At 43.9% G+C, this 20,395-nt stretch carries 20 protein-coding genes; 10 read left to right on the forward strand and 10 right to left on the reverse strand.

All coding sequences use genetic code 11. The features are described from left to right. Positions 1-126 precede the first annotated feature (126 nt). Both GGD38_RS05830 and GGD38_RS05835 read left to right on the forward strand, forming a co-directional pair. Positions 127-1,356: a 4-hydroxy-3-methylbut-2-enyl diphosphate reductase gene (locus tag GGD38_RS05830; RefSeq protein WP_375298957.1), complete on the forward strand. Its 1,230-nt coding sequence runs from the start codon at positions 127-129 to the stop codon at positions 1,354-1,356. Between the two features lie 52 nt (positions 1,357-1,408). Further along, positions 1,409-1,705, forward strand: coding sequence for a hypothetical protein (locus GGD38_RS05835; protein WP_375298956.1), 297 nt, complete (start codon positions 1,409-1,411; stop codon positions 1,703-1,705). Positions 1,706-1,740: 35 nt separating this feature from the next. Here the strand turns inward: GGD38_RS05835 and accC are convergent, their stop codons facing one another. The 5 genes from accC to GGD38_RS05860 form a co-directional block, all read right to left on the reverse strand. Continuing rightward, the gene (accC, locus tag GGD38_RS05840; protein ID WP_375298955.1) at positions 1,741-3,078 is read right to left on the reverse strand and encodes an acetyl-CoA carboxylase biotin carboxylase subunit; all 1,338 of its coding nucleotides are present in this window, start codon (positions 3,076-3,078) and stop codon (positions 1,741-1,743) included. 95 nt (positions 3,079-3,173) lie between these two features. Beyond that, positions 3,174-3,668 carry an acetyl-CoA carboxylase biotin carboxyl carrier protein gene (gene accB / locus GGD38_RS05845; protein WP_375298954.1) on the reverse strand — a complete coding sequence of 165 codons (495 nt, stop codon included), beginning with the start codon at positions 3,666-3,668 and terminating at the stop codon, positions 3,174-3,176. A 175-nt stretch (positions 3,669-3,843) separates the two neighbouring features. Beyond that, positions 3,844-4,410, reverse strand: coding sequence for an elongation factor P (gene efp, locus GGD38_RS05850; RefSeq protein ID WP_375298953.1), 567 nt, complete (start codon positions 4,408-4,410; stop codon positions 3,844-3,846). A 101-nt stretch (positions 4,411-4,511) separates the two neighbouring features. Beyond that, positions 4,512-6,467, reverse strand: coding sequence for a M56 family metallopeptidase (locus GGD38_RS05855; protein WP_375298952.1), 1,956 nt, complete (start codon positions 6,465-6,467; stop codon positions 4,512-4,514). A gap of 147 nt (positions 6,468-6,614) precedes the next feature. After that, positions 6,615-6,983, reverse strand: coding sequence for a BlaI/MecI/CopY family transcriptional regulator (locus GGD38_RS05860; protein ID WP_375298951.1), 369 nt, complete (start codon positions 6,981-6,983; stop codon positions 6,615-6,617). 202 nt (positions 6,984-7,185) lie between these two features. Between GGD38_RS05860 and GGD38_RS05865 the strand changes: the two genes are divergently transcribed. From GGD38_RS05865 to GGD38_RS05885, 5 genes are all read left to right on the forward strand, one after another. Continuing rightward, a complete protein-coding gene (locus tag GGD38_RS05865) occupies positions 7,186-7,701 on the forward strand; it encodes a TlpA family protein disulfide reductase (RefSeq protein WP_375298950.1) in 516 nt (171 codons plus the stop codon). A 111-nt stretch (positions 7,702-7,812) separates the two neighbouring features. After that, positions 7,813-8,742 carry a malate dehydrogenase gene (gene mdh, locus GGD38_RS05870; protein ID WP_375298949.1) on the forward strand — a complete coding sequence of 310 codons (930 nt, stop codon included), beginning with the start codon at positions 7,813-7,815 and terminating at the stop codon, positions 8,740-8,742. A 278-nt stretch (positions 8,743-9,020) separates the two neighbouring features. After that, positions 9,021-9,806 (forward strand): T9SS type A sorting domain-containing protein, encoded by a 786-nt coding sequence (locus GGD38_RS05875; protein ID WP_375298948.1) that lies wholly within the window; start codon positions 9,021-9,023, stop codon positions 9,804-9,806. Positions 9,807-10,044: 238 nt separating this feature from the next. Further along, positions 10,045-10,407 (forward strand): YciI family protein, encoded by a 363-nt coding sequence (locus GGD38_RS05880; protein ID WP_375298947.1) that lies wholly within the window; start codon positions 10,045-10,047, stop codon positions 10,405-10,407. 3 nt (positions 10,408-10,410) lie between these two features. After that, positions 10,411-11,697, forward strand: coding sequence for an RNA polymerase sigma factor (locus GGD38_RS05885; RefSeq protein WP_375298946.1), 1,287 nt, complete (start codon positions 10,411-10,413; stop codon positions 11,695-11,697). Between the two features lie 4 nt (positions 11,698-11,701). Here GGD38_RS05885 and GGD38_RS05890 read toward each other — a convergent pair whose 3' ends face one another. The 4 genes from GGD38_RS05890 to GGD38_RS05905 all read right to left on the reverse strand — a co-directional run bounded on the left by GGD38_RS05890 (position 11,702) and on the right by GGD38_RS05905 (position 16,584). Continuing rightward, positions 11,702-12,715 carry a glycosyltransferase family 9 protein gene (locus GGD38_RS05890; protein ID WP_375298945.1) on the reverse strand — a complete coding sequence of 338 codons (1,014 nt, stop codon included), beginning with the start codon at positions 12,713-12,715 and terminating at the stop codon, positions 11,702-11,704. Positions 12,716-12,736: 21 nt separating this feature from the next. Next, positions 12,737-13,957: an MFS transporter gene (locus GGD38_RS05895; protein WP_375298944.1), complete on the reverse strand. Its 1,221-nt coding sequence runs from the start codon at positions 13,955-13,957 to the stop codon at positions 12,737-12,739. 3 nt (positions 13,958-13,960) lie between these two features. Next, a complete protein-coding gene (locus tag GGD38_RS05900) occupies positions 13,961-14,935 on the reverse strand; it encodes a DedA family protein (RefSeq protein ID WP_375298943.1) in 975 nt (324 codons plus the stop codon). 140 nt (positions 14,936-15,075) lie between these two features. Next, complete coding sequence (locus tag GGD38_RS05905; protein ID WP_375298942.1) at positions 15,076-16,584, reverse strand: dicarboxylate/amino acid:cation symporter; 1,509 nt, start codon at positions 16,582-16,584, stop codon at positions 15,076-15,078. Between the two features lie 201 nt (positions 16,585-16,785). On the opposite strand from GGD38_RS05905, the gene GGD38_RS05910 reads away from it, so the two are divergent. From GGD38_RS05910 to GGD38_RS05920, 3 genes are all read left to right on the forward strand, one after another. Then, complete coding sequence (locus GGD38_RS05910) at positions 16,786-18,480, forward strand: amino acid permease (protein ID WP_375298941.1); 1,695 nt, start codon at positions 16,786-16,788, stop codon at positions 18,478-18,480. Positions 18,481-18,577: 97 nt separating this feature from the next. Continuing rightward, a complete protein-coding gene (locus tag GGD38_RS05915; protein WP_375298940.1) occupies positions 18,578-19,300 on the forward strand; it encodes a YebC/PmpR family DNA-binding transcriptional regulator in 723 nt (240 codons plus the stop codon). A gap of 80 nt (positions 19,301-19,380) precedes the next feature. Further along, positions 19,381-19,791, forward strand: coding sequence for a thiol-disulfide oxidoreductase DCC family protein (locus GGD38_RS05920; RefSeq protein ID WP_375298939.1), 411 nt, complete (start codon positions 19,381-19,383; stop codon positions 19,789-19,791). A 299-nt stretch (positions 19,792-20,090) separates the two neighbouring features. On the opposite strand, the gene GGD38_RS05925 is transcribed toward GGD38_RS05920, so the two are convergent. Further along, entirely contained in the window at positions 20,091-20,390 is a 300-nt protein-coding gene (locus GGD38_RS05925) for a hypothetical protein (protein ID WP_375298938.1), read from the reverse strand. Between the last annotated feature and the right edge of the window lie 5 nt (positions 20,391-20,395).

A 20,395-nucleotide genomic window follows, 5' to 3' on the forward strand; every position in this document is an offset into this window, starting at 1 on the left:
AATACAGGTTCTGTTTTACAACATACAAGGAAATCATAAATTTTCATGCCTTCCCTGCAACCTGTACCCTGCAACCTGTAACTCATAACCCGGTAACCGGCAACTTCTTCTTACCTTTGCCCCGGCATGAAAACATTTAATGTACCACTTACCTACCGTAGCCCGCTGATATCGGCCATTAAGAACAGTCGCAAACAGCAGGACAAAATGAAAAAGGATTTTACGCCTACTCTTTTGTCGCTCGACCCGTTGCATATATACCTGGCCCGTCATTTCGGCTTTTGCTATGGGGTTGAAAATGCCATTGAGATCTCTTTCCGCACAATTGAATCGAACCCTGGCAAGCGCATCTTTTTGTTAAGTGAAATGATCCACAACCCGCAGGTGAATGCCGACCTGCAAAGCCGCGGCGTTCAGTTTCTGCAAGATAATTACGGTCATCAGCTGATCCCCTTCGAGGACCTCACCTCCGATGATGTAGTGATCATTCCTGCCTTTGGTACAACGCTCGAAATAGAATCAAAATTGAGCGCGCTGGGTATTCCGGTAGAAAAATATAATACTACCTGCCCCTTTGTAGAAAAAGTGTGGAACCGCAGCGAGCAAATAGCGAAGAAAGGCTACACAATTGTTATTCACGGCAAACCCAAACACGAAGAAACCAGGGCCACTTTTTCGCATGCCGCCAGCAATGCACCCTCTGTTATTGTGAACGATATGCAGGAAGCCGAAAACCTGGCTAAATATATTACCGGCGAAAAGCCCGTTGAGCAATTCTATATTGAATTTGCCAATAGGTATTCTGCAGGTTTTAATGCCGCAACCGATTTACAACGGATTGGTGTTGTAAACCAAACCACCCAGTTAGCAACAGATACCCAGGCTATTGCTGAGTATCTTAAACAAACCATTCAGCAACATTACGGGTTAACGCCCGAGAACGTTGAAAGCCGTTTTGCCGATACGCGCGATACCCTGTGTTATGCCACCAACGATAACCAAACCGCGGTTACCGGTATGTTGCAAACCCCGGCCGATATTGCCATTGTGGTTGGCGGTTATAATTCAAGCAACACCACTCACCTGGCCGAATTGTGCGAACTGCAGCTGCCCACTTACTTCATTAATTCACCCGATAAATTGCTTTCTGAAAAAGATATTCTGCACTATAATTTCCACACCAAAGAAGAATATATAGCCACCAGTTACCTGCCTGCCGGCAACCCGGCCCGTATTCTTATTACCAGCGGCGCCAGCTGTCCCGATGCGGTGGTAGAAAGCGTTATTCGCAAGCTGGCTACATTTTACGGGGTTGAAACAAAGCTCGATGCCGTAACACAGGAACTGGCCGGCTGATCAATTTTTACGCACTGTTAAACCAAGCATCCCCTATGGCGTCTAATTAGCCATGAAATGGGTGCATGTTTTATTGTTTTTACTGCTGATAATGCTTGGGGCTAACGCCCTTGCACAGCGGCGCCCAAATGTGGACCCCGGTTTGCGCCAACGCATGAACGCTTTACGGTTAACAGATGAACAAAAAAGAAGAATAGCTATTATTATTCGCCGTCAGCGATTACAGGACATTATGAATCAGCAGGAGCTGGATGCCATTCTTACCGATAAACAGAAGGAGTTGTTGAAGGAGTGGAAGAAGAAGAGATTCGGAATTGAAAGCGATAGTACTAATAAAAAGGTTGACTAGTTAACGAGTTAACCCGTTAACTAGTCAACTGGTAGTTACACCATCTTAAATGACTCGAGGAACTTGGTATTGAAGTTACCTTTTATAAAGTCTTCGTTCTTCATCAGTTGCTGATGGAACGGAATTGTTGTTTTTACACCTTCAATTACATACTCACTCAATGCACGGCTCATAGTATTGATGGCCTCTTCGCGGGTACGCGCTACGGCAATGATCTTGGCTATCATTGAATCGTAGTACGGCGGAATTACATAACCAGCGTATACGTGTGAGTCGATGCGAATACCGTGACCGCCGGGCTGATGCAACGTAGTGATCTTGCCCGGACTGGGACGGAAATCATTATACGGGTCCTCCGCATTGATACGGCATTCTATAGCATGTAATTGCGGCTCATAGTTCAAACCACTAATGGCTTCCCCCTGAGCAATCTTTATCTGTTCTTTAATAAGATCGAAGTTGGTTACCTCTTCGGTTACGCAATGTTCTACCTGAATACGGGTATTCATTTCCATGAAGTAGAAATTGCGGTGTTTGTCGACCAGGAACTCGATGGTACCCACGCTTTCGTAACCAATGGCAGAAGCTGCTTTGATAGCGGCATCACCCATGCGCTTACGCAGTTCGGGTGTCATAAAAGGTGAAGGTGATTCTTCAACCAGCTTTTGGTGACGGCGTTGAATAGAGCAATCTCTTTCGCTGAGGTGACATACTTTACCATAGCGATCGCCGGCTACCTGTATTTCAATGTGGCGTGGTTCTTCCACAAACTTTTCCATGTAAATACCGTCGTTCTTGAACGCGGCGCCTGCTTCGGCTTTAGCGGTGTTGTAGTTCTTTTCTAGTTCATCTTCGCTCCATACAACACGCATCCCTTTACCACCACCACCTGCAGTGGCTTTCAGGATAATGGGGTAACCTACTTCTTTAGCCAGGGACTGGGCTTGTTCCAGGCTTTCCAATAAACCTTCGCCACCGGGCACCACAGGCACACCGGCTTTGATCATGGTTTCTTTGGCAGTTATTTTATCGCCCATTGACCTTATCTGATCAGGAGTGGGCCCAATAAATTTAATATTATGTTCCCCGCAAATTTCCGCAAAACGGGCGTTTTCGGCCAGAAATCCATAACCTGGGTGAATACCGTCGGCATTGGTGATCTCAGCCGCGGCCATAATGTGGGGAATGTTTAGATAAGAATCTGAGCTTGCCGCTTTACCTATACAAACAGCTTCATCGGCAAAGCGCACGTGCAAACTGTCTTTATCGGCGGTTGAATAAACAGCAACCGTTTTGATGCCCATTTCCTTACAGGTACGTATTACCCGTAGGGCAATTTCTCCACGATTGGCAATTAATATTTTTTTGAACATTGAATCTTATTGTTAATGGGCTAATATGCTAATGTGCAAATGTGCTTATATTATTTTATCAGCACATTAGCCTATTAGCGAATTAGCTAATTATGTTACGCGGGTTCTACCAGGAACAGAGGCTGATCGTATTCTACCGGTGAAGCATCTTCTACCAGCACTTTTACAATACGGCCTTTTACTTCGCTTTCAATTTCATTAAAGAGTTTCATGGCTTCAATAATACAAACCACTTTACCTGGGGTAACATCATCACCTATTTCAATAAATGAAGGTTTACCAGGTGCAGAGCTGCGATAGAAGGTACCGATCATCGGGCTCTTAATGGTGATCAAATTGTCAGCAACCTGATCTGCTGCTTTTGGTTTATCAGCAGAAGCAGTAGTTTGCGCGGCAGCCTGAGCAATAGGAGCTTGCTGGTGCATAGCGGTCATCATAGGAGCAGTATGTACAGGAGCTGCAATGACATTCTGGGCCGGTTCTTCTTTTTGCTTGATGGTTAATTTAAATCCCTTTTCTTCTATCGTCACTTCCCCAATATTAGATTTGTTGATCATCTTGATCAACTCCTGAATTTGTTTAAAATCCATCTGTTAAAAATTTTAGTTTGTCGGTTAAGTCCTGTAGAACAGGCGGCTAAGATAAGGATTACACACTAAATATCTCCAAAACCCCATTTTTTATAAAGAGGCCCGGGCATTTGCCCCAAAAAAAGAGGACAATGGAAGTGTGTTCCATTGTCCTGCTATAACGTAAGTTCTTGTATTATTCTTTTACACGTTCAACATATTCACCGGTTTTCGTATTAATACGAATCAATTCGCCTTCGTTAACAAACAGTGGCACGTTAACGGTAGCGCCGGTTTCAACAGTGGCGGGCTTTAACGTACGGGTAGCCGTATCGCCTTTTACACCTGGCTCACTATAGGTTACTTTCAACACAATTTTATCGGGCAGCTCTACACTCATCGGTTGCTCGGTTTCGGTATTGATGAGTACAGATACCTCTTGTGCTTCTTTCAGGAACTGGGGAGCGTCGACCAGGTTCTCAGCAAGGGCAAGCTGTTCAAACGTTTCATTATCCATGAAATTATAACCGGTATCGTCTTTATATAAGAACTGGTACGTTTTGCGCTCAACGCGAACGGGGTGAATGGTGTCACCACTGTTCCAGGTCTTTTCAATACTACGGCTATTGTCAACGCCTTTTAATTTTGCCCATACCTTGGCAGCAGCCCGGGCAGTTTTATTTTCACCAAATTCAACCACTGTGTATAAACTTCCATCCAGTTTAATGATCATGCCGCGGCTGATATCTGAGGTATTTGCCATAAATTATAAATATTTCAAAAGTCAAAAAACGTGTACCAAATTCAAAAAGTGGCAGCAAAATTATGGCAAAATTGTCAGGTAGCAAAATGGGCTATTTTCTATTATTTATCCTGCATGGGTGGCCCCTGGGCCGGTTTGGGTTCCACGGCGGGTTCAACCTTTTGAGCCTTAATAACGACCCTTGGTTTTGCCTCCGCGGCAGTTTTGACGCTTATAGCCGTTTTTGGGGTTTCCTTTATTCTAACCACCACTACCTCATCTGCTTTAAGTTTAGTAGCCGCTGCTTTTTCATCTACCATAACCACTCTGTCGGCTACCACCCGAACTGATGGAGTGGGTTTGGGGGCAACAGCAACCTTTTCAATAATGGCCACCTCGTTATCGGCTATTGCAATATCTTTTTTTCCGCGTATAACCGGCACCCGGCGTCCTGCCTTATCCCTCGTCCACAATGTGTATTCTTCCTGGTTCTTTTGTACACGTTCTACTTTCACGCCGTCATCCTTGGTTATCTGCACTTCCTTATCATTATTATCTCTGGTAATAGGCGCCAGTTTTAGCGGCTTGCCTTCTTTGGTTATGGGTGCGAGCTTTATGAGCGTGTGCCTTATTTCACCATATTTATCTTCATACTTCTTTTTGTCATTGTTCCAATCGGTAAGTAAAATGGCTTCTACTATTTTACTGTTCTTGTCTTTGACAATCACTATGCATTCGCCCGTATTGTCGGCCACGGTTATGCAATACCCTTTTTTATTGAGGCAGTCCTGCAAATTGATGGTGGCTCTTTCAATGGCTTTGGGAGCCTCAGGTGCTTCGGGGGCCTCAGGCGCTTCGGGCATTTCGGCGCGTTCAGGTATTTCAGCGGCTTCCGGCTTTTCAGGCATTTCGGGATGTTCGGGTGCCTCAGGCAATTCGGGGTGTTCTTTTTCAACAGACGCCAGCGGAATTGGCGGAGGAGGTGGTGGTTCGGGCAATGAACCATATTTGCCTTCAAAGGCCTCGCGCTCTTTGGTGATCTGCATATCGTAGCGTTCTACTTTACCATTCTTTAACCTGATGGTTACTTTACGGTTGTCTATTACATGAAGGTTGTCAACATCTTTCCAGGCAGATGTTTCTTTGGCTGCAGTTGGTACCGTGTCGGTCTTTATTTGTTCTTCCCGTTGTGACTGACGCCGGTGCTGGTTGCTGTTTCGAAAAGCTAACAATACTACTACCAACAGCGGTAGCAAAAATAAGAACCTGATAAGGTGCACACGTGCACTCTGTGTTTTGTTCATCATGGCTATTCTTCTTTTTAAAGATGAAAAATTGAAATTGGTGGCTATACTAAATGAATTAACTCCTATAACTTTTAATAACAGGTACTGGTATTGTTTACGATCGAGCCCCGTTTGCAGCACCTGCTGATCGGCAATGAACTCGAGGTTCTGGCGAATGTGGTGCCGCAGCAGCCAGGCAAATGGATTATACCAGTTAAGTATACACAACAACTCACTCCACAGAATATCGATCGAATGCCGTTGCTTTACATGTATGAACTCGTGGCGAATAATGTCTTTAAGCTCATCTTCACTATGTTGATGCTTGTTTACATAAATACCCCGGCCAAAGGAGAAAGGCATTACCGGTTCGTTAATATGGTACAGCTTTACATTTTCATTGTACAACAACACAGCCTTTGAACGCATTTTGTACAATGAATAATATTGCAGCAGCAAACGCACCACCATAAACAACATGCCGCTCACAATAACAACCACCCCTACCTGCAACCAGTTAATGCTACCTGCCTGCGTAGCAGCATCTGCATCTACAGCCGGCGACATTTGTGTAATAGCAGGTATATAATTTACAAAGGCCGATTCGCGGAGTGCAGGCCGTTCAACTATAATGGTGAATACATTTATTAAGGGTATTATAAAACATACCATGGAGTATATCAGCAGGTACCAGCGGTTCCAGGTATAAAAGGTTAACCTTCGCAGAAATAACTGATAGAATAAGTAAACGATGGAGAAGCTAATGGATAGTTTGATTATATAAAGTAGCATATCGTTTAATTGGAAATTACTTGAATAAAGGTTGCTGACGTAAGAAGTATGAAGTAAGAAGTATGAGGATCGGAAACAGTAGGAGATCTTAAGTTTAAGACTTTTCTTATATCCTACTTCCTACCTCCTATTTCTTTTTCCTAAAACCTATTTCTTACCCTCATTCTCAATCATATTAATAATATCCTTCAGCTCCTTCGGGCTCAACTTCTTTTGCTCCACAAAGAAATTCACCAGCTGTTTGTACGAATTGTCGAAGTAATCTTTCACCACACCGTTCATAAACTGTTTTTTATAATCCTCTTCGGTAACTGCGGGCCGGTACAGGTAGGTATTACCCATGAGGCGGCTTTCGAGCAGTCCCTTTTTTTCGAGGTTCTTTACGGTACTGGCCAGGGTGGTATAGGGTGGCTTTTGCCCTTCCATATTATCGAGAAACAGCTTTATGTTCCCCTCCCCCGTTTTCCATATCACCTGCATGGCCTGTTCTTCCTGTATGGTAAGCTTTTCCATCATCTACGAAGTTTTCGTAAACCTACGAATTATTCGTAACAACTGCCAAAACTTTTTTGTTAAATGGACACAACAGTTGCCTATCCTGTTCATTTACTGCTATTTTTGAAAAAAAATAAATGTGAGGGGAAGTACAGCTGAAATCTGTAAGCCTAAAGCTAAAAGCGAATACAGCCGTAAACCACAAAAACAAATAATAGACGCTATGATAAACCGGTTTTTCCTTTTGATCCTGGTTCCCATGGTATTTGCAGTAAAACTGGCATCGGCACAAACACTGCCGCCCGATAGTCCGGCCTACAAACGCTTTCCGAATGTACCACCATTCACCATTTTACAGGCCGACAGTACCAACCTTACCAAAGACCACCTGAAAAAACACCAGCCTACCATCATTATGTATTTCAGTCCCGATTGCGACCATTGCAAACACCAGTGGGCCGATATGGAGAAGCGCATGAAGGACCTTAAGAAATACCAGATAGTGATGGTTACCTACCAGCCGTTTGAAGAAATGGTATCTTTTTACAGGGAGCAAAAGATCGCCAGCTATTCAAATATTAAAATGGGGCGCGATACCAAGTTCTTTTTGCCTACATTTTACAAAATACAAAGCCTGCCGTTTCAGGCCTTATACGACAAAAACGGCGACCTGGTCACCACTTTCGAGGGCAATGTGAAGATCGATAAGCTGCTGGCAGCTTTTAAGGGCAAAGATTAGAGATGTGGGCGGTGGCAACAATTGCCCGGCCGCGATAAATAAAAACTCATATTCTTTATTAGCGCACTATTTTTGCGCAAACATTAGCTCAACAACTTAAATTTTTTTCTGATGAAAGTAACTGTTGTAGGCGCCGGTGCAGTGGGTGCTACCACCGCCGATAATATTGCTCGCGCCGAACTGGCTGAAGAACTGGTATTGTTAGACATTAAAGAAGGTCTGGCCGAAGGTAAGGCCCAGGATATGATGCAAACCGCTGCATTGCTGGGTTTCGATACCCGCATAGTGGGTAGTACCAATGATTACAGCAAAACAGCCGGCAGCGACGTAGTTGTGATTACATCAGGTTTACCCCGTAAACCGGGTATGACCCGTGAGGAACTGATTGGAACAAATGCCGGTATTGTTAGAGGTGTAGCCGAAAATATTCTGAAACACTCACCCAATGCCATCATCATTGTTATTAGTAACCCCATGGATACCATGACCTACCTGGCGCTTACCGCTACCGGTTTGCCCAAGAACAGGATCATTGGTATGGGCGGTACGCTCGATAGCGCCCGTTTTAAATATCAACTGAGCCAGCACCTGGGTTGCAGCCCTGCCGACCTGAATGCGCTGGTTATAGGTGGTCATGGCGATACCACTATGATACCGCTTATTCGCTTTGCTACCTGGAACAGTATTCCTGTTACCAAATTCCTGAGCGAAGAAAAACAAAAACAAATTGTTGCCGACACAATGGTGGGTGGTGCTACCCTTACCAAACTGATTGGTACAAGCGCATGGTATGCACCCGGAGCAGCCGGAGCGGCTCTGGTTGAAAGCATTGTACGTGATCAGAAAAAACTGTTCACCTGCTGCGTTAGCCTGAATGGCGAATACGGACAAAAAGATATTTGTCTGGGTGTGCCCGTTACTATTGGTAAAAACGGTTGGGAAAAGATCCTCGACTTTGATCTGAATGCCGAAGAACAAGCCCTTTTCAGCAAGAGCGCCGATGCTGTAAGAAGCATGAACGATGTATTGAAGACATTGTAGTCCATAATGAATATTTACCTTAAGAATGTAGCTTTTGGGTAAATAAAATGAAATATGAAGTAAGAAGTAGGAAGTAAGAAGATCCCGCATTTTCTGAGCTCCTGCTTCTTTCTTTTTACCACCTGCCTTTTCTTACCTCCTACTTCCTAGCTCTTACTTCTACTCCCAATAACATTCCGCTAACCAGCCCGGGCATTGAAATTGATACATATCTACTAGCCTTCAGTTACCACCAACTATTACCTGCAAGTCATTTTTATACTTCTAAATAGTATGGTATGAAACATGTATACCGTTTGTGTTGTAAGACAGCCTGTATAACAGGCGTATTGATACTGAGCATGGCACTGGTGAACAAAAGCATGGCACAGGCTGGCCCCAATTACTCCAATGCCAATTACACCCCATTGAATGTGGGGAAGGTAATCCCCACTGATAATTACCCCACTAACAGCATTGATCCCCGGGTAAAAACAAGGTTTATTTACGAAGGCAACAACAATATGACCCGTTTGCCCGAACCGGTAAACATGTACGACCTGTACCTTACGTCTACAGCCAACGATGGTAACGTTATCCGCTGGCGTACTACCTGGGAACCCGGTAATCTTAAATTGTATGAAGTAGAATATAGTACCGATAAAATTCATTTTCAAAGGGTGGGTGTTTTACCGGCAGGTAATTACCTCAATGGCCGAATATATGAGTTCAGGCATTACCCGGTTAATGTACGCGACCGTATGTGGTACCGCATAAGGGTCACTGATGCTAATGGGCGATTTGATTATACCGAGCTGTTATCGCAGGTGGCAAATGGTTCAACCCAGAATTATGTTTACCCTACTGTTATAAATACCGGTACGGTAAGTTTGTATTTGAACGATACGTTTAAGACCCTGCAGGTAGTTAGTATGGATGGCAAAATATTACAAACCCAAATGCTGAATGGCAATACGGGTAGAATTGATATTACATTAAATGCATCGGCCCAGGGTATTTGTTTTGTACGGGTGCTGGGGCAGGACAGGCAGCGGGATATTGTGCAAAAGATTTTTATTCAGTAGTTGTTGCATTTTTGCTCGTAGCAAAAAGATGTATGAAGTAGGAATTAAGAAGTACGAAAAACCCGCACTTCATAATTCCTACTTCTGTATTTACGTCCTACTTCTTACCTCCTACTTCTTACTTCATACTCACTTATACAAGATTTATAAACCTTTTCTCCAATTCTGTCCTGTTCAATACCACCCATTCGTCATAAACCCGGTAACTTAAATAAGTAATCTTTAAAACTCACCATTTATGAAAGATTTTATGTTCATTTTTCGGGGCGCAGCAGACCAATACTCATTCTCAGCAGAAGAGATGCAACAACACATGCAAAAATGGTTTGCCTGGATAGACGAGCTAAAAGCTAAAAACCTGTATGTAGCGGGTGAACCTTTAACACCTGAAGGTAAAACGGTTAAAGGTCCCAAGGCCCTGGTTACCGATGGGCCATTTACCGAAAGCAAGGAATTGGTAGGCGGCTTCTTCATCATTAAAGCTTCGTCATTATCAGAAGCAACTGAAATAGCCAAAGGGTGTCCCGATCTGGCATTGAACGGCACGGTGGAAGTAAGGGAGATCATGAAGGTGGAAGAAATGATACAATCACATAGTTAAACAATGAAAGAACCCGAAAAGGAAAGCGTGGTGCAATTGGTCGATCATCTTTTCCGGTATCAATCGGGAAAGATGATCGCTGTGCTCACCCGCATCTTTGGTATGCACAACCTCGAAATGATAGAGGATGTAGTGCAGGAATCATTTTTAAGGGCCATTCATACGTGGACGTTCAAACAAGTGCCTGAAAACCCTGCAGGCTGGCTGATGCAGGTAGCCCGCAACCGGGCTATTGATATTATTCGCCGCCAGCAACATTTTCAACAATATTCCCGCGAGCTGGCGCATGAACTGCAATTGGAAACCGAGCAAACAATACAGCAATTCTTTTCAGAAGAAGAAATAGCCGATAGCCAGTTGCGGATGATGTTTGCCTGCTGCCACCCTGCATTAAAAGAAGAAGACCAGGTAGCGCTTACCTTAAAAACGGTATCGGGTTTTGGGGTTACAGAAATTGCGCATGCATTGCTTACCAATGAAGCAGTTATTCAAAAACGGTTATACCGTGCGAAACAGTTCTTAAAAGACAATCGCATTCAACTTGACATACCCGTGGGCCGCCACCTTACCAACAGGCTTAATATGGTTTATACCGTATTGTACCTGCTTTTCAACGAGGGTTATAAATCGCAGCATGAAAATGAAGTGATCCGTAAAGATCTATGTACAGAGGCCATGCGGCTATGCCTGATACTTACAGAACATAAGACGGGTAAACAACCCGCCACCTTTGCCCTGCTGGCCTTAATGTGTTTACAGGCATCGCGGTTCGAAAGCCGCATTAACGAAAACAACGAGATCATTCTTTTACAACACCAGGACCGCAGCACCTGGAACCGGGCGCTTATTCAAAAAGGATATGATTACCTTAACCTGTCGTCGCAGGGTGAGGTAATAACAGTTTATCATCTTGAATCGGCCATTGCCGCCGAACATTGCCTGGCGCCTTCCTTTGCCGAAACAAACTGGCAACGCATGCTAATGCTGTACGATATGTTGTTGGAGCAAAAAAGAACAGCGCTGGTAATACTAAACCGGGCTGTTGTTCTAACCCAATTGAACCAAACATCTGTTGCGATAAAGGAGATCCTGCAAATAGAAAATATCGATCAACTGATCAATACCCAATACATTTTCAGTGCGGTATTGGGTGAATTATACTTTCAGCTGGGCGATGATCATAATGCCGGTAAATCTCTTCAACAGGCATTGGCCCTCACCCATTCACAGGCAGAGAAGAAATTGATCAGCGGAAAGCTGGAGGCATTGGCAAGAACGAAGTTGAATTAGTAAACTACTTCCACCCTATGCGGCGATGTACATTTTCAACCACTTCCTGCATAGAGATCTTTTCCATACATTTAAAATGCCCGAGCGGACATTTATTATACCCTATTTTAGAACAGGGCCGGCAATACAATGGCTTTACTTCCATTATATCATAAGGCAGTTTATCCTTAGGTGTATCCGCAGGCAGGGCGCCATAATACGGGTACATACCAAATGAGGGAACCGTATTTCCCCAAATAGAAATAACAGGCTTTTTAAATGCAGAAGCAATATGCATTAACCCGGTATCGTGGGTAATAATGAGTTTGGCGCGGCGCACCAGGTCGGCACTTTCATTAATGTTGAACTTGCCGCAGGAGTTGTAGATCTTACTGGCATCAACACCGGCTATTTGCTCACCCAGCTCACGATCTTCTTTACCGCCTAATAAAATGATGGGGTGATCGATGGCAGCACATAACTCCTTAAGCTTATGCAACGGCAGCTTTTTGGTATTATGTGCAGCCCCAATCACTACGCCAATATAACCAGCCAGGTGACCGGCTGGTATATCACTTTCTTTTACTTTATCTTTTTCAGGAATGAAATAATCCAGTCCACGTCCATCGTTCTTTACGCCCAGCGATTGTAGCGTATCTAAATAACGGTCTACAATATGTACATCGGGCATTACATTCAGCTTAATGGTGGTTAAGATGAACTTCTGAATATTGAGCTTATTGAATGAGAACGATTGCCTCCCCAATGCCTTTTTTACGCGCATGGTGCGCAGGTTATGATGCAGGTCTATTACATAAGCGAAGTCCTCTGCCTGCAATTGTGGAATAACCGCCTGCAGATCATCTTGCAGAAAATGCAGTTTATCGATGTAGGGATTTGCTTCCAGCACCGCTTTATAGCTGGCCTTGGTAAGATAGTGGACCTCCACCCCGGGCAGCTGCTTTTTAAGGCAACGGATAACAGGTGTTGTTAAAACAATATCCCCAATGGAACTAAATCTAATGATCAGGATTTTCATACTTTCTTTACTCTGCAAACACTATTCTTCAACATAATTAAGGTCCTTATGAAAGGTTTCCTCGGTTAACAACGTGGCTACAATACCAATTACCATAACCGTAACACCGGTAATAAGGCCGCTCTGTACATATCCTACCGACCCCTGTAACGAGGTAAATAAAATAGAGATGAGGATCAAAGCTCCGCGCACCATGTTAGGCACCGTAGTGGTTGCCGTAGCCCTTATATTGGTACCAAACTGCTCGGCAGCCATGGTTACAAATATGGCCCAGAAACCTGTTCCAAAACCCAACAACGCACAGGCAGCATACAGGCTGCCTGTTGATTGGCCGCTGAGGTTAAAGAACCACACAATACCAATGGCCGTTAACCCATAAAATATAAACAATGCTTTCTTACGGCTTTTTAGCGCCTGGCTTAACAACCCTACAGCAATATCGCCCAGCGAAATAGCCGCATAGGCAAACATCACCGCTTTACCAGGATCTATTTCACCTTTCACCCCCATCTTCTCGCCAAACTCTTTACTAAATGAAACCAGTATTCCTATCACATACCAGGTTGGCAACCCGATCAAAATACTACACAGGTACTTTCTTAATCGTTTGCCATTATTGAATAACATGAAGAAGTTTCCTTTTGATACATTTTTGTGCTGAATGTTCTCGAACATACCAGATTCCAATACACCTACACGCAGCAACAATAAGCAAAAGCCAAGACCGCCGCCTATAAAGTAACAGGTACGCCAGGGGAAGGCCTCTTTGAAAAAGAAGGCGGCAACAGCACCTGTTAAACCAACACCTGCTACCAGCGAGGTACCCACCCCTCTTTTTTCTTTTGGCAGCAATTCGGCTATCAATGTAATACCGGCGCCTAACTCACCGGCCAAACCCACACCTGTTATAAAACGGATGGCGGCATATTGATTTACCGATTGCACAAAACCATTGGCTATATTACCAAGGGAGTATAAGATAATGGAAGCATACAGTACTTTAAGGCGGCCTTTCTTATCGCCCAATATGCCCCATAAAATACCACCTATTAATAAACCCGCCATTTGCACATTGATGATGAGCAGGCCTTTTGATGAAATTTCAGCGGGCGTTAAACCCAGGTCTTTAAGCGATTCAACGCGAATGATACTAAAGAGTAACAGATCATAGATATCTACAAAATAACCAAGGGCAGCTACCAATACTGCCAAACTAAAAACAGAAACTTGTTTTGATTGCATTCGTTAATTAGTTGGGGTTTGAGACACTTTCTTTTTTCCGAAAAATAATTTAGCAATCACCGGTGCAGTAGTTACTACAACAATGCCTATTACAATTATTTCGAGGTGTTTCTTCAGGTCAAAATCGAATTGGGAATAGATCCATTTTTGCAGAAAGTGGCCGGCAAGGATCATACTGAGTACCCAGGCAACGCTACCTATCATATTAAAGAACGAGAACTTCTTTTTATCCATTTCCACTATTCCGGCAACAATAGGTGCAAAGGTTCTTACAATAGGCAGAAAGCGGGCAAAGATGATAGCGCCGCCGCCATGCTTCTCATAAAACTCATGGGCATCGTGCAAATACTTCTTTTTGAAAAGGAATCTGTCGCGCCAGTGGAACATGGTGGGCCCAATTTTTCTACCCGTCCAGTAACCAATGGTATTACCCAAGATACCGGCAAGAGAAATAAGTGCAATTAGTATTAACAGATCGAGCCATTCGGGGCGGTGCCCCACCATACCGAATTTTCTAAACAGGTCATCGGCCAGGTTGGTACTGTAAATACCAGCTACAAACAACAGGCTGTCGCCCGGTAAAAAGAAACCAACGAACAAACCGGTTTCGGCAAATACAATAAACAGCAACAGGAATAACCCACCATATACAATATAGAACATGGGGTTAACCAGGTCACTCCAGGTAAATTGTTTTTCAAGAACAATGATCTCGGTCTCACGCAGCGAAGCAATAGCCAGTGTATGTGGCTTATGGTGTGCAGCGGAGATGGTCACCGAATCACCTGCCGGAACGGTAATAGTAGTAAAGCCTGCTTTATCGGTAGTATAATTGGTGGTTTGGCCTGCAACCGTTACGCTTACTAATGAAAGCGTTGTTTCGTACTGATTGGTACATTGAATTCTTATTTGCTGTTGTGCTACCGCTACGGATACTATCAACACATTCAACAATAAAAATATCAGTCGTTTTAACATAAAGATTTTAATGAAAAGGTTATTCTTTGGTTGCCGGTTACCAGTTTCCGGTTCCCGGGTTTCCTTCAATTTCGTTGGTTCGCAATTAATAGCTAGTCTCGTTAATGGTATACCGGCGCCTGGTAACAGGTAACCGGTAACTAACTTTCAGCCAAAGCCGGCTCATTTACAGTTTCGGGTTTCAACTCGCCTTCCCATTTACTCACCACACTTGTTGCCAATGCGTTTCCTACTACATTGGTCATTGTACGGAACATATCGCAAAAATGATCGATCGGCAGTATTAACGCAATTCCCTCTGGTGGTATTTTAAACATGGCGCAAGTTGCTGTAACAACCACCAGTGAAGCACGCGGTACACCTGCAATTCCCTTACTGGTCAACATCAACACCAGCAACATCATTAACTGCGTACCCAAATCGAGCGGCACGTTGTATGCCTGCGCAATGGCCAAACTGGCAAAGGTCATGTACATCATACTACCATCGAGATTGAAACTGTACCCCAACGGTAAAATGAATGAAACAATTTTGTCTTTACATCCAAAACGTTCCAGTTCTTCGGTAAGTTTTGGAAAAACCGCTTCACTACTGGTTGTGCTAAAAGCAACCAGCATGGGTGAAGCTATTCGCTTTATTAAATCTCCTACCCGTTTTCCCAAGATCAAATAGCCCACCGTTAACAACACTACCCACAACAACGCTATGCCTAATAAAAAGAACAATAAATATTTACCGTAAAAAATAAATACTTCCAACCCCTTGGTAGCGATCACCGCTGCAATTGCGCCAAAAACGCCTAAAGGCGCAAAGTTCATTACATAGCCCACCATTTTCAGGATCACATGAGCTACGGCATCCAATGCCTTTACCAATGTTTTGGCGTAATCGCCCAGGGCCGACATAGCCACTCCAAAAAAAATACTGAAGATAACGATCTGCAGTATTTCATTGGTAGCCATGGCTTCAATTACGCTTTTCGGGAATACGTGCTCCACGAATTTAGCCAGCGAAAACTCCTGTGTTTTACCAATGAGGTCTTTGGCCCCTGCCGCATCGGCATTTCCCAAATCAACCGCATGGCCCGGCTTTGCCAGGTTAACTATGAGCATACCAATAAGCAAACTTACCAATGAGGCAGAAATAAACCATAGTAATGCTTTACCGCCTACCCGGCCTACTGTTTTCAGGTCGCCCAGTTTGGCAATACCTACCACCAGTGTACAAAACACAAGCGGCGCTATAATCATTTGAACCAGTCGCAGGAAAATAGTAGTCAATAACTTAATATTATCGCTGAACGACTGTATGGTGGTGAAGGTGAGTGAACCATGTTTTGGACCTACCTCCACTTTATCGAGCGAATATTCATCCGCCACTTTAAACTTCGAAACAGCATTGGCCACTACGATCCAGGTATTGGCAGCTACGGTTGTTTGACGAAAGGCCGCAGAATCTTTCACGACTTCTATTGGCTGAATGACCTTTTTCCCTGACAAAACCAGGGTGATCTCGTCTTTCCCTGTGAAATCTTTGGCAGGCGAATAGGTTATTCCGTTCCCTTTTCCTACCGTATGCATCAGGTAACCCACAATAATACCCGCTGCCATAGCGATCAAAATATAGAGGGTGAGCCTGTTTTTCTTCATGTAGTTCGGTTAAAAAGTAATAGGGTGCAATATAATATTAAATGTATAAATCAATTTGTTAGATCATTTTATCTTTTGCCCCGCTTTCCGCCCACCATTTATAATAAGTTTTAGTTGGTAATTTTAATAAATCCTTATCTTTCCAACCTATACATGATTAAAGAAAAACTATTCATTCAAAAAAACTTCTAACTAGCTCTTATGAGTTTATTTGTTAAAAAACCGCTGGATTCATTATTAAATGAAGCAAAGGATAGCAGTGGACACTCTCTTAAGAAAACCCTGGGCGCCTGGTCGCTGATAGCCCTGGGTATTGGAGCCATCATTGGCGCCGGTCTTTTCTCTATCACTGGTGGCGCTGCCGCCAATCAGGCCGGTCCCGCCATTACAATCTCCTTCATTGTTGCTGCGCTGGGTTGTGCCTTTGCCGGTTTATGTTATGCAGAATTCTCATCTATGATCCCCGTTGCGGGAAGCGCTTATACATATTCATATGCTACCATGGGTGAATTTGTAGCATGGATCATTGGCTGGGACCTGGTGCTGGAATACGCCGTAGGTGCCGCCACTGTAAGTATCAGCTGGAGCCGCTACCTGGTAAAATTCCTTGCAGACTTTGATATTCATTTGCCTGTGGCCATAACAGCTGGCCCCTGGGATGGCGGCGTAATTAACGTTCCTGCCGTATTTGTCGTAATCTTAATGAGCCTGCTGCTGGTAAAAGGAACCAAAGAAAGCGCTACCATCAATGCTATCATTGTAGGCTTAAAAGTAACCGTTGTACTGATCTTTATTTTCATGGGTTGGAAGTATATCAACAACGCCAACTACACTCCATATATTCCTGAAAACACCGGCAATTTTGGCGAGTTTGGTTTTAGTGGTATCATTCGGGCTGCCGCCATTGTGTTCTTTGCCTACATTGGGTTCGATGCGGTAAGTACCGCCGCCCAGGAAGCAAAGAACCCAAAGAAAGATATGCCCTGGGGTATTTTAGGTTCACTGGCCATTTGTACTATTTTATACATCCTGTTTGCACACGTAATGACCGGTGTAACCAACTACACCACGTTTAAAGGTCAGGATGGTATTGCCCCGGTAAAAGTAGCCATTGACCATATGGGTACCGCCGACGCCAATGGTGTTGTACATGCCGCTTATCCCTGGCTGAATAAGGCCATCGTATTAGCGATCCTTGCTGGTTATATGTCGGTGATACTGGTGATGTTAATGGGACAAAGCCGCGTTTTCTTCAGTATGAGTAAAGATGGTTTGATGCCTAAAGTATTCTCAGAAGTACACCCCAAATTCCGCACTCCGGCTAAAAACAATTTGCTGTTCCTGATCTTTGTAAGCCTGTTTGCCGCCTTTGTACCAGCCCGCGTGGTAGGTGAAATGACAAGTATCGGAACCCTGTTTGCCTTCATACTTGTATGTATTGGGGTAGTTATCATGCGTAAAACAATGCCGAATGCACCCCGCGCATTCAAAACGCCATTGGTGCCATTAGTACCATACCTTGGCGTTTTCACCTGTTTATTCATGATGGTGTTCTTACCGCTCGATACCTGGATAAGGTTGATCGTATGGATGATACTGGGCCTTGATATATACCTGGCTTATGGTGTACGCCATAGCATATTATCTTCAAATAGCCCCGAAACCATACCCCAGGGTAATAAAGTGGGTGGTATTTCAGGATTAGTACTATCAATTGCATTGGCAATCATTGCCTATTTGCATCACTCATTCACATTAAGTGACGCTGCAAAGAAACTGGCAGAGGGTGTTAAAACTGAAGATCTGCCAAATGACAATGGCATCTTCTATTTTTCATTGGCGTTTGCAGTGCTCCATATTATCTTATTCGGGGCTAAAATGGCCAAAAAGAAGTAAAATAAATAACTTCATATAACAACCCCGACGGTACCGTCGGGGTTTTGTTTTATTTTTGCAGCCCGAATAACTAACTAACAAACCATAAGACTATTATATGGGTCGAATATTTGAAGTACGTAAATCAACCATGTTTGCCCGGTGGGACCGGATGGCGAAACAGTTTAGCCGGATTGGAAAAGAAATTGCCATTGCTGTAAAAGCCGGTGGCCCCGACCCCAACACCAACCCGGCCCTGCGGCGTTGTATGCAAAACGCCAAAAGCGTAAACATGCCCAAGGACCGTGTAGAAGCGGCCATCAAACGTGCACAGGGTAAGGAAATGGAGAACTATGAGGAGATCCTGTATGAAGGTTACGGCCCCAATGGCGTTGCCATTTTGGTTGAAACCGCTACCGATAACCACGTACGTACCGTAGCTAACGTAAAAGCTATTTTCAATAAAGGCAATGGCTCGCTGGGTAACAGCGGCAGCGTAAGCTTTCAGTTCAAAAAAATGGGTGTGTTCAAATTAAAACCCGAAGGATTGAACCAGGATGACCTGGAACTGGAACTCATTGACGCCGGTTTGGAGGAAATGGGTGAAGGAACCGGTGAAAATGGCGAGAACGTACTGGTATTACGGGTGGCTTTCAATGATTTCGGCAGTATGCAGAAAGCACTGGAAGAAAGGAATATTACACCTATCAGCGCTGAGGTTGAATGGATCCCCGGCACCACTGTACAATTAGGCGAAGAAGCCGCACAGGAAGTACTGAAACTGGTTGATAAACTGGAGCAGGACGATGATGTGCAAAAGGTGTTTCACAATCTTCAATAAGCAATTGGCAAAAATACATTTAAAAGATCCCGCCATAAGCGGGATCTTTTATTTTAAACTGGCACGTAATTTTGTCCTCTATGAGCAGTATGGGTTCAAAGTATATTGTTCTTTTTGATGGGGTGTGTAACCTGTGCAATGGTTCGGTTCAATTCATTTTGAAAAGAGACCGAAACAAGAAATTCCTTTTTGGATCGCTGCAGGGAAAAACCGGTCAGGAATACCTGCGTAAGTATCACCTGCCAACCGACCAGTTCCATTCTTTTATGCTAATTGAAGCAAATGTGTTGTATACGCGGTCAACCGCAGTATTGCGGGTGCTGAAACACCTTGGCCGTGGCTGGCAGTTCCTGTATGTGCTTATTTACCTGCCTCAGGTTTTACGCGACGGGTTGTATAAATTAATTGCCAGTAACCGGTACAGGTTGTTCGGGAAGAAAGATGTTTGCAGAGTACCAACCGTTGAGGAAAGGGAAAGGTTTTTAGAATGATCTTGACTGGTGGTTGCTTTTTGGTTCTAAGTGGCGGCGGCAATCGTGAATCGGCAATCGGCAATGGCTCGCGAATGTGCGGCCTCGCTATCGTGAAACGGCAAACATGAAATAAAATACAGCTTTAAGCTTTAAGCTATAAGCGAATACAGAATACAGTTGAAAGCCCAAAGCTAAAAGCCTAAAGCAAATACAGAATACAGCTACGCGCCCCCACACCTAAGAACTAAGAACTGAAAACTAAGAACTGTATTCCCTTTATCAACTTTATCACCTCCATCACCTTTTCAACTCCCCAGTTAACTCGTCAACTCATCCTTCCGTATCCCCTCCTCTATCTCTCTTTGAATAATACCCTTGAACTTTTTTTCATTGCCCGACCAGGTAAGTACGGTGTATATTATTGAAACAAGAAAGCTTACCGGAATGGTTATCCAAATGAGCTTGCTAAAAGCGCCGAATAAAGAGGTCAGAAAAGAAAGCACCAGAACCGCAGGGAAACTTCCAATGATAATATACAGCAGGTAATATTTTACCTTGCCGCCCTGGCGCTGTTCTTCCCAACTTTTCACAAATCGTTTTTCAGAAGCTGTGAGCACTATTA

Source organism: Niastella sp. OAS944, from assembly GCA_024809215.1.
Classification (GTDB): Bacteria; Bacteroidota; Bacteroidia; order Chitinophagales; family Chitinophagaceae; genus Niastella.

Bases quoted from the DNA above. Each gene is read 5' to 3' on its own strand.
- GGD38_RS05830 (WP_375298957.1), top strand. From the start codon at position 127: ATGAAAACATTTAATGTACCACTTACCTACCGTAGCCCGCTGATATCG.
- GGD38_RS05835 (WP_375298956.1), top strand. From the start codon at position 1,409: ATGAAATGGGTGCATGTTTTATTGTTTTTACTGCTGATAATGCTTGGG.
- accC (WP_375298955.1), bottom strand. From the start codon at position 3,078: ATGTTCAAAAAAATATTAATTGCCAATCGTGGAGAAATTGCCCTACGG.
- accB (WP_375298954.1), bottom strand. From the start codon at position 3,668: ATGGATTTTAAACAAATTCAGGAGTTGATCAAGATGATCAACAAATCT.
- efp (WP_375298953.1), bottom strand. From the start codon at position 4,410: ATGGCAAATACCTCAGATATCAGCCGCGGCATGATCATTAAACTGGAT.
- GGD38_RS05855 (WP_375298952.1), bottom strand. From the start codon at position 6,467: ATGCTACTTTATATAATCAAACTATCCATTAGCTTCTCCATCGTTTAC.
- GGD38_RS05860 (WP_375298951.1), bottom strand. From the start codon at position 6,983: ATGATGGAAAAGCTTACCATACAGGAAGAACAGGCCATGCAGGTGATA.
- GGD38_RS05865 (WP_375298950.1), top strand. From the start codon at position 7,186: ATGATAAACCGGTTTTTCCTTTTGATCCTGGTTCCCATGGTATTTGCA.
- mdh (WP_375298949.1), top strand. From the start codon at position 7,813: ATGAAAGTAACTGTTGTAGGCGCCGGTGCAGTGGGTGCTACCACCGCC.
- GGD38_RS05875 (WP_375298948.1), top strand. From the start codon at position 9,021: ATGAAACATGTATACCGTTTGTGTTGTAAGACAGCCTGTATAACAGGC.
- GGD38_RS05880 (WP_375298947.1), top strand. From the start codon at position 10,045: ATGAAAGATTTTATGTTCATTTTTCGGGGCGCAGCAGACCAATACTCA.
- GGD38_RS05885 (WP_375298946.1), top strand. From the start codon at position 10,411: ATGAAAGAACCCGAAAAGGAAAGCGTGGTGCAATTGGTCGATCATCTT.
- GGD38_RS05890 (WP_375298945.1), bottom strand. From the start codon at position 12,715: ATGAAAATCCTGATCATTAGATTTAGTTCCATTGGGGATATTGTTTTA.
- GGD38_RS05895 (WP_375298944.1), bottom strand. From the start codon at position 13,957: ATGCAATCAAAACAAGTTTCTGTTTTTAGTTTGGCAGTATTGGTAGCT.
- GGD38_RS05900 (WP_375298943.1), bottom strand. From the start codon at position 14,935: ATGTTAAAACGACTGATATTTTTATTGTTGAATGTGTTGATAGTATCC.
- GGD38_RS05905 (WP_375298942.1), bottom strand. From the start codon at position 16,584: ATGAAGAAAAACAGGCTCACCCTCTATATTTTGATCGCTATGGCAGCG.
- GGD38_RS05910 (WP_375298941.1), top strand. From the start codon at position 16,786: ATGAGTTTATTTGTTAAAAAACCGCTGGATTCATTATTAAATGAAGCA.
- GGD38_RS05915 (WP_375298940.1), top strand. From the start codon at position 18,578: ATGGGTCGAATATTTGAAGTACGTAAATCAACCATGTTTGCCCGGTGG.
- GGD38_RS05920 (WP_375298939.1), top strand. From the start codon at position 19,381: ATGAGCAGTATGGGTTCAAAGTATATTGTTCTTTTTGATGGGGTGTGT.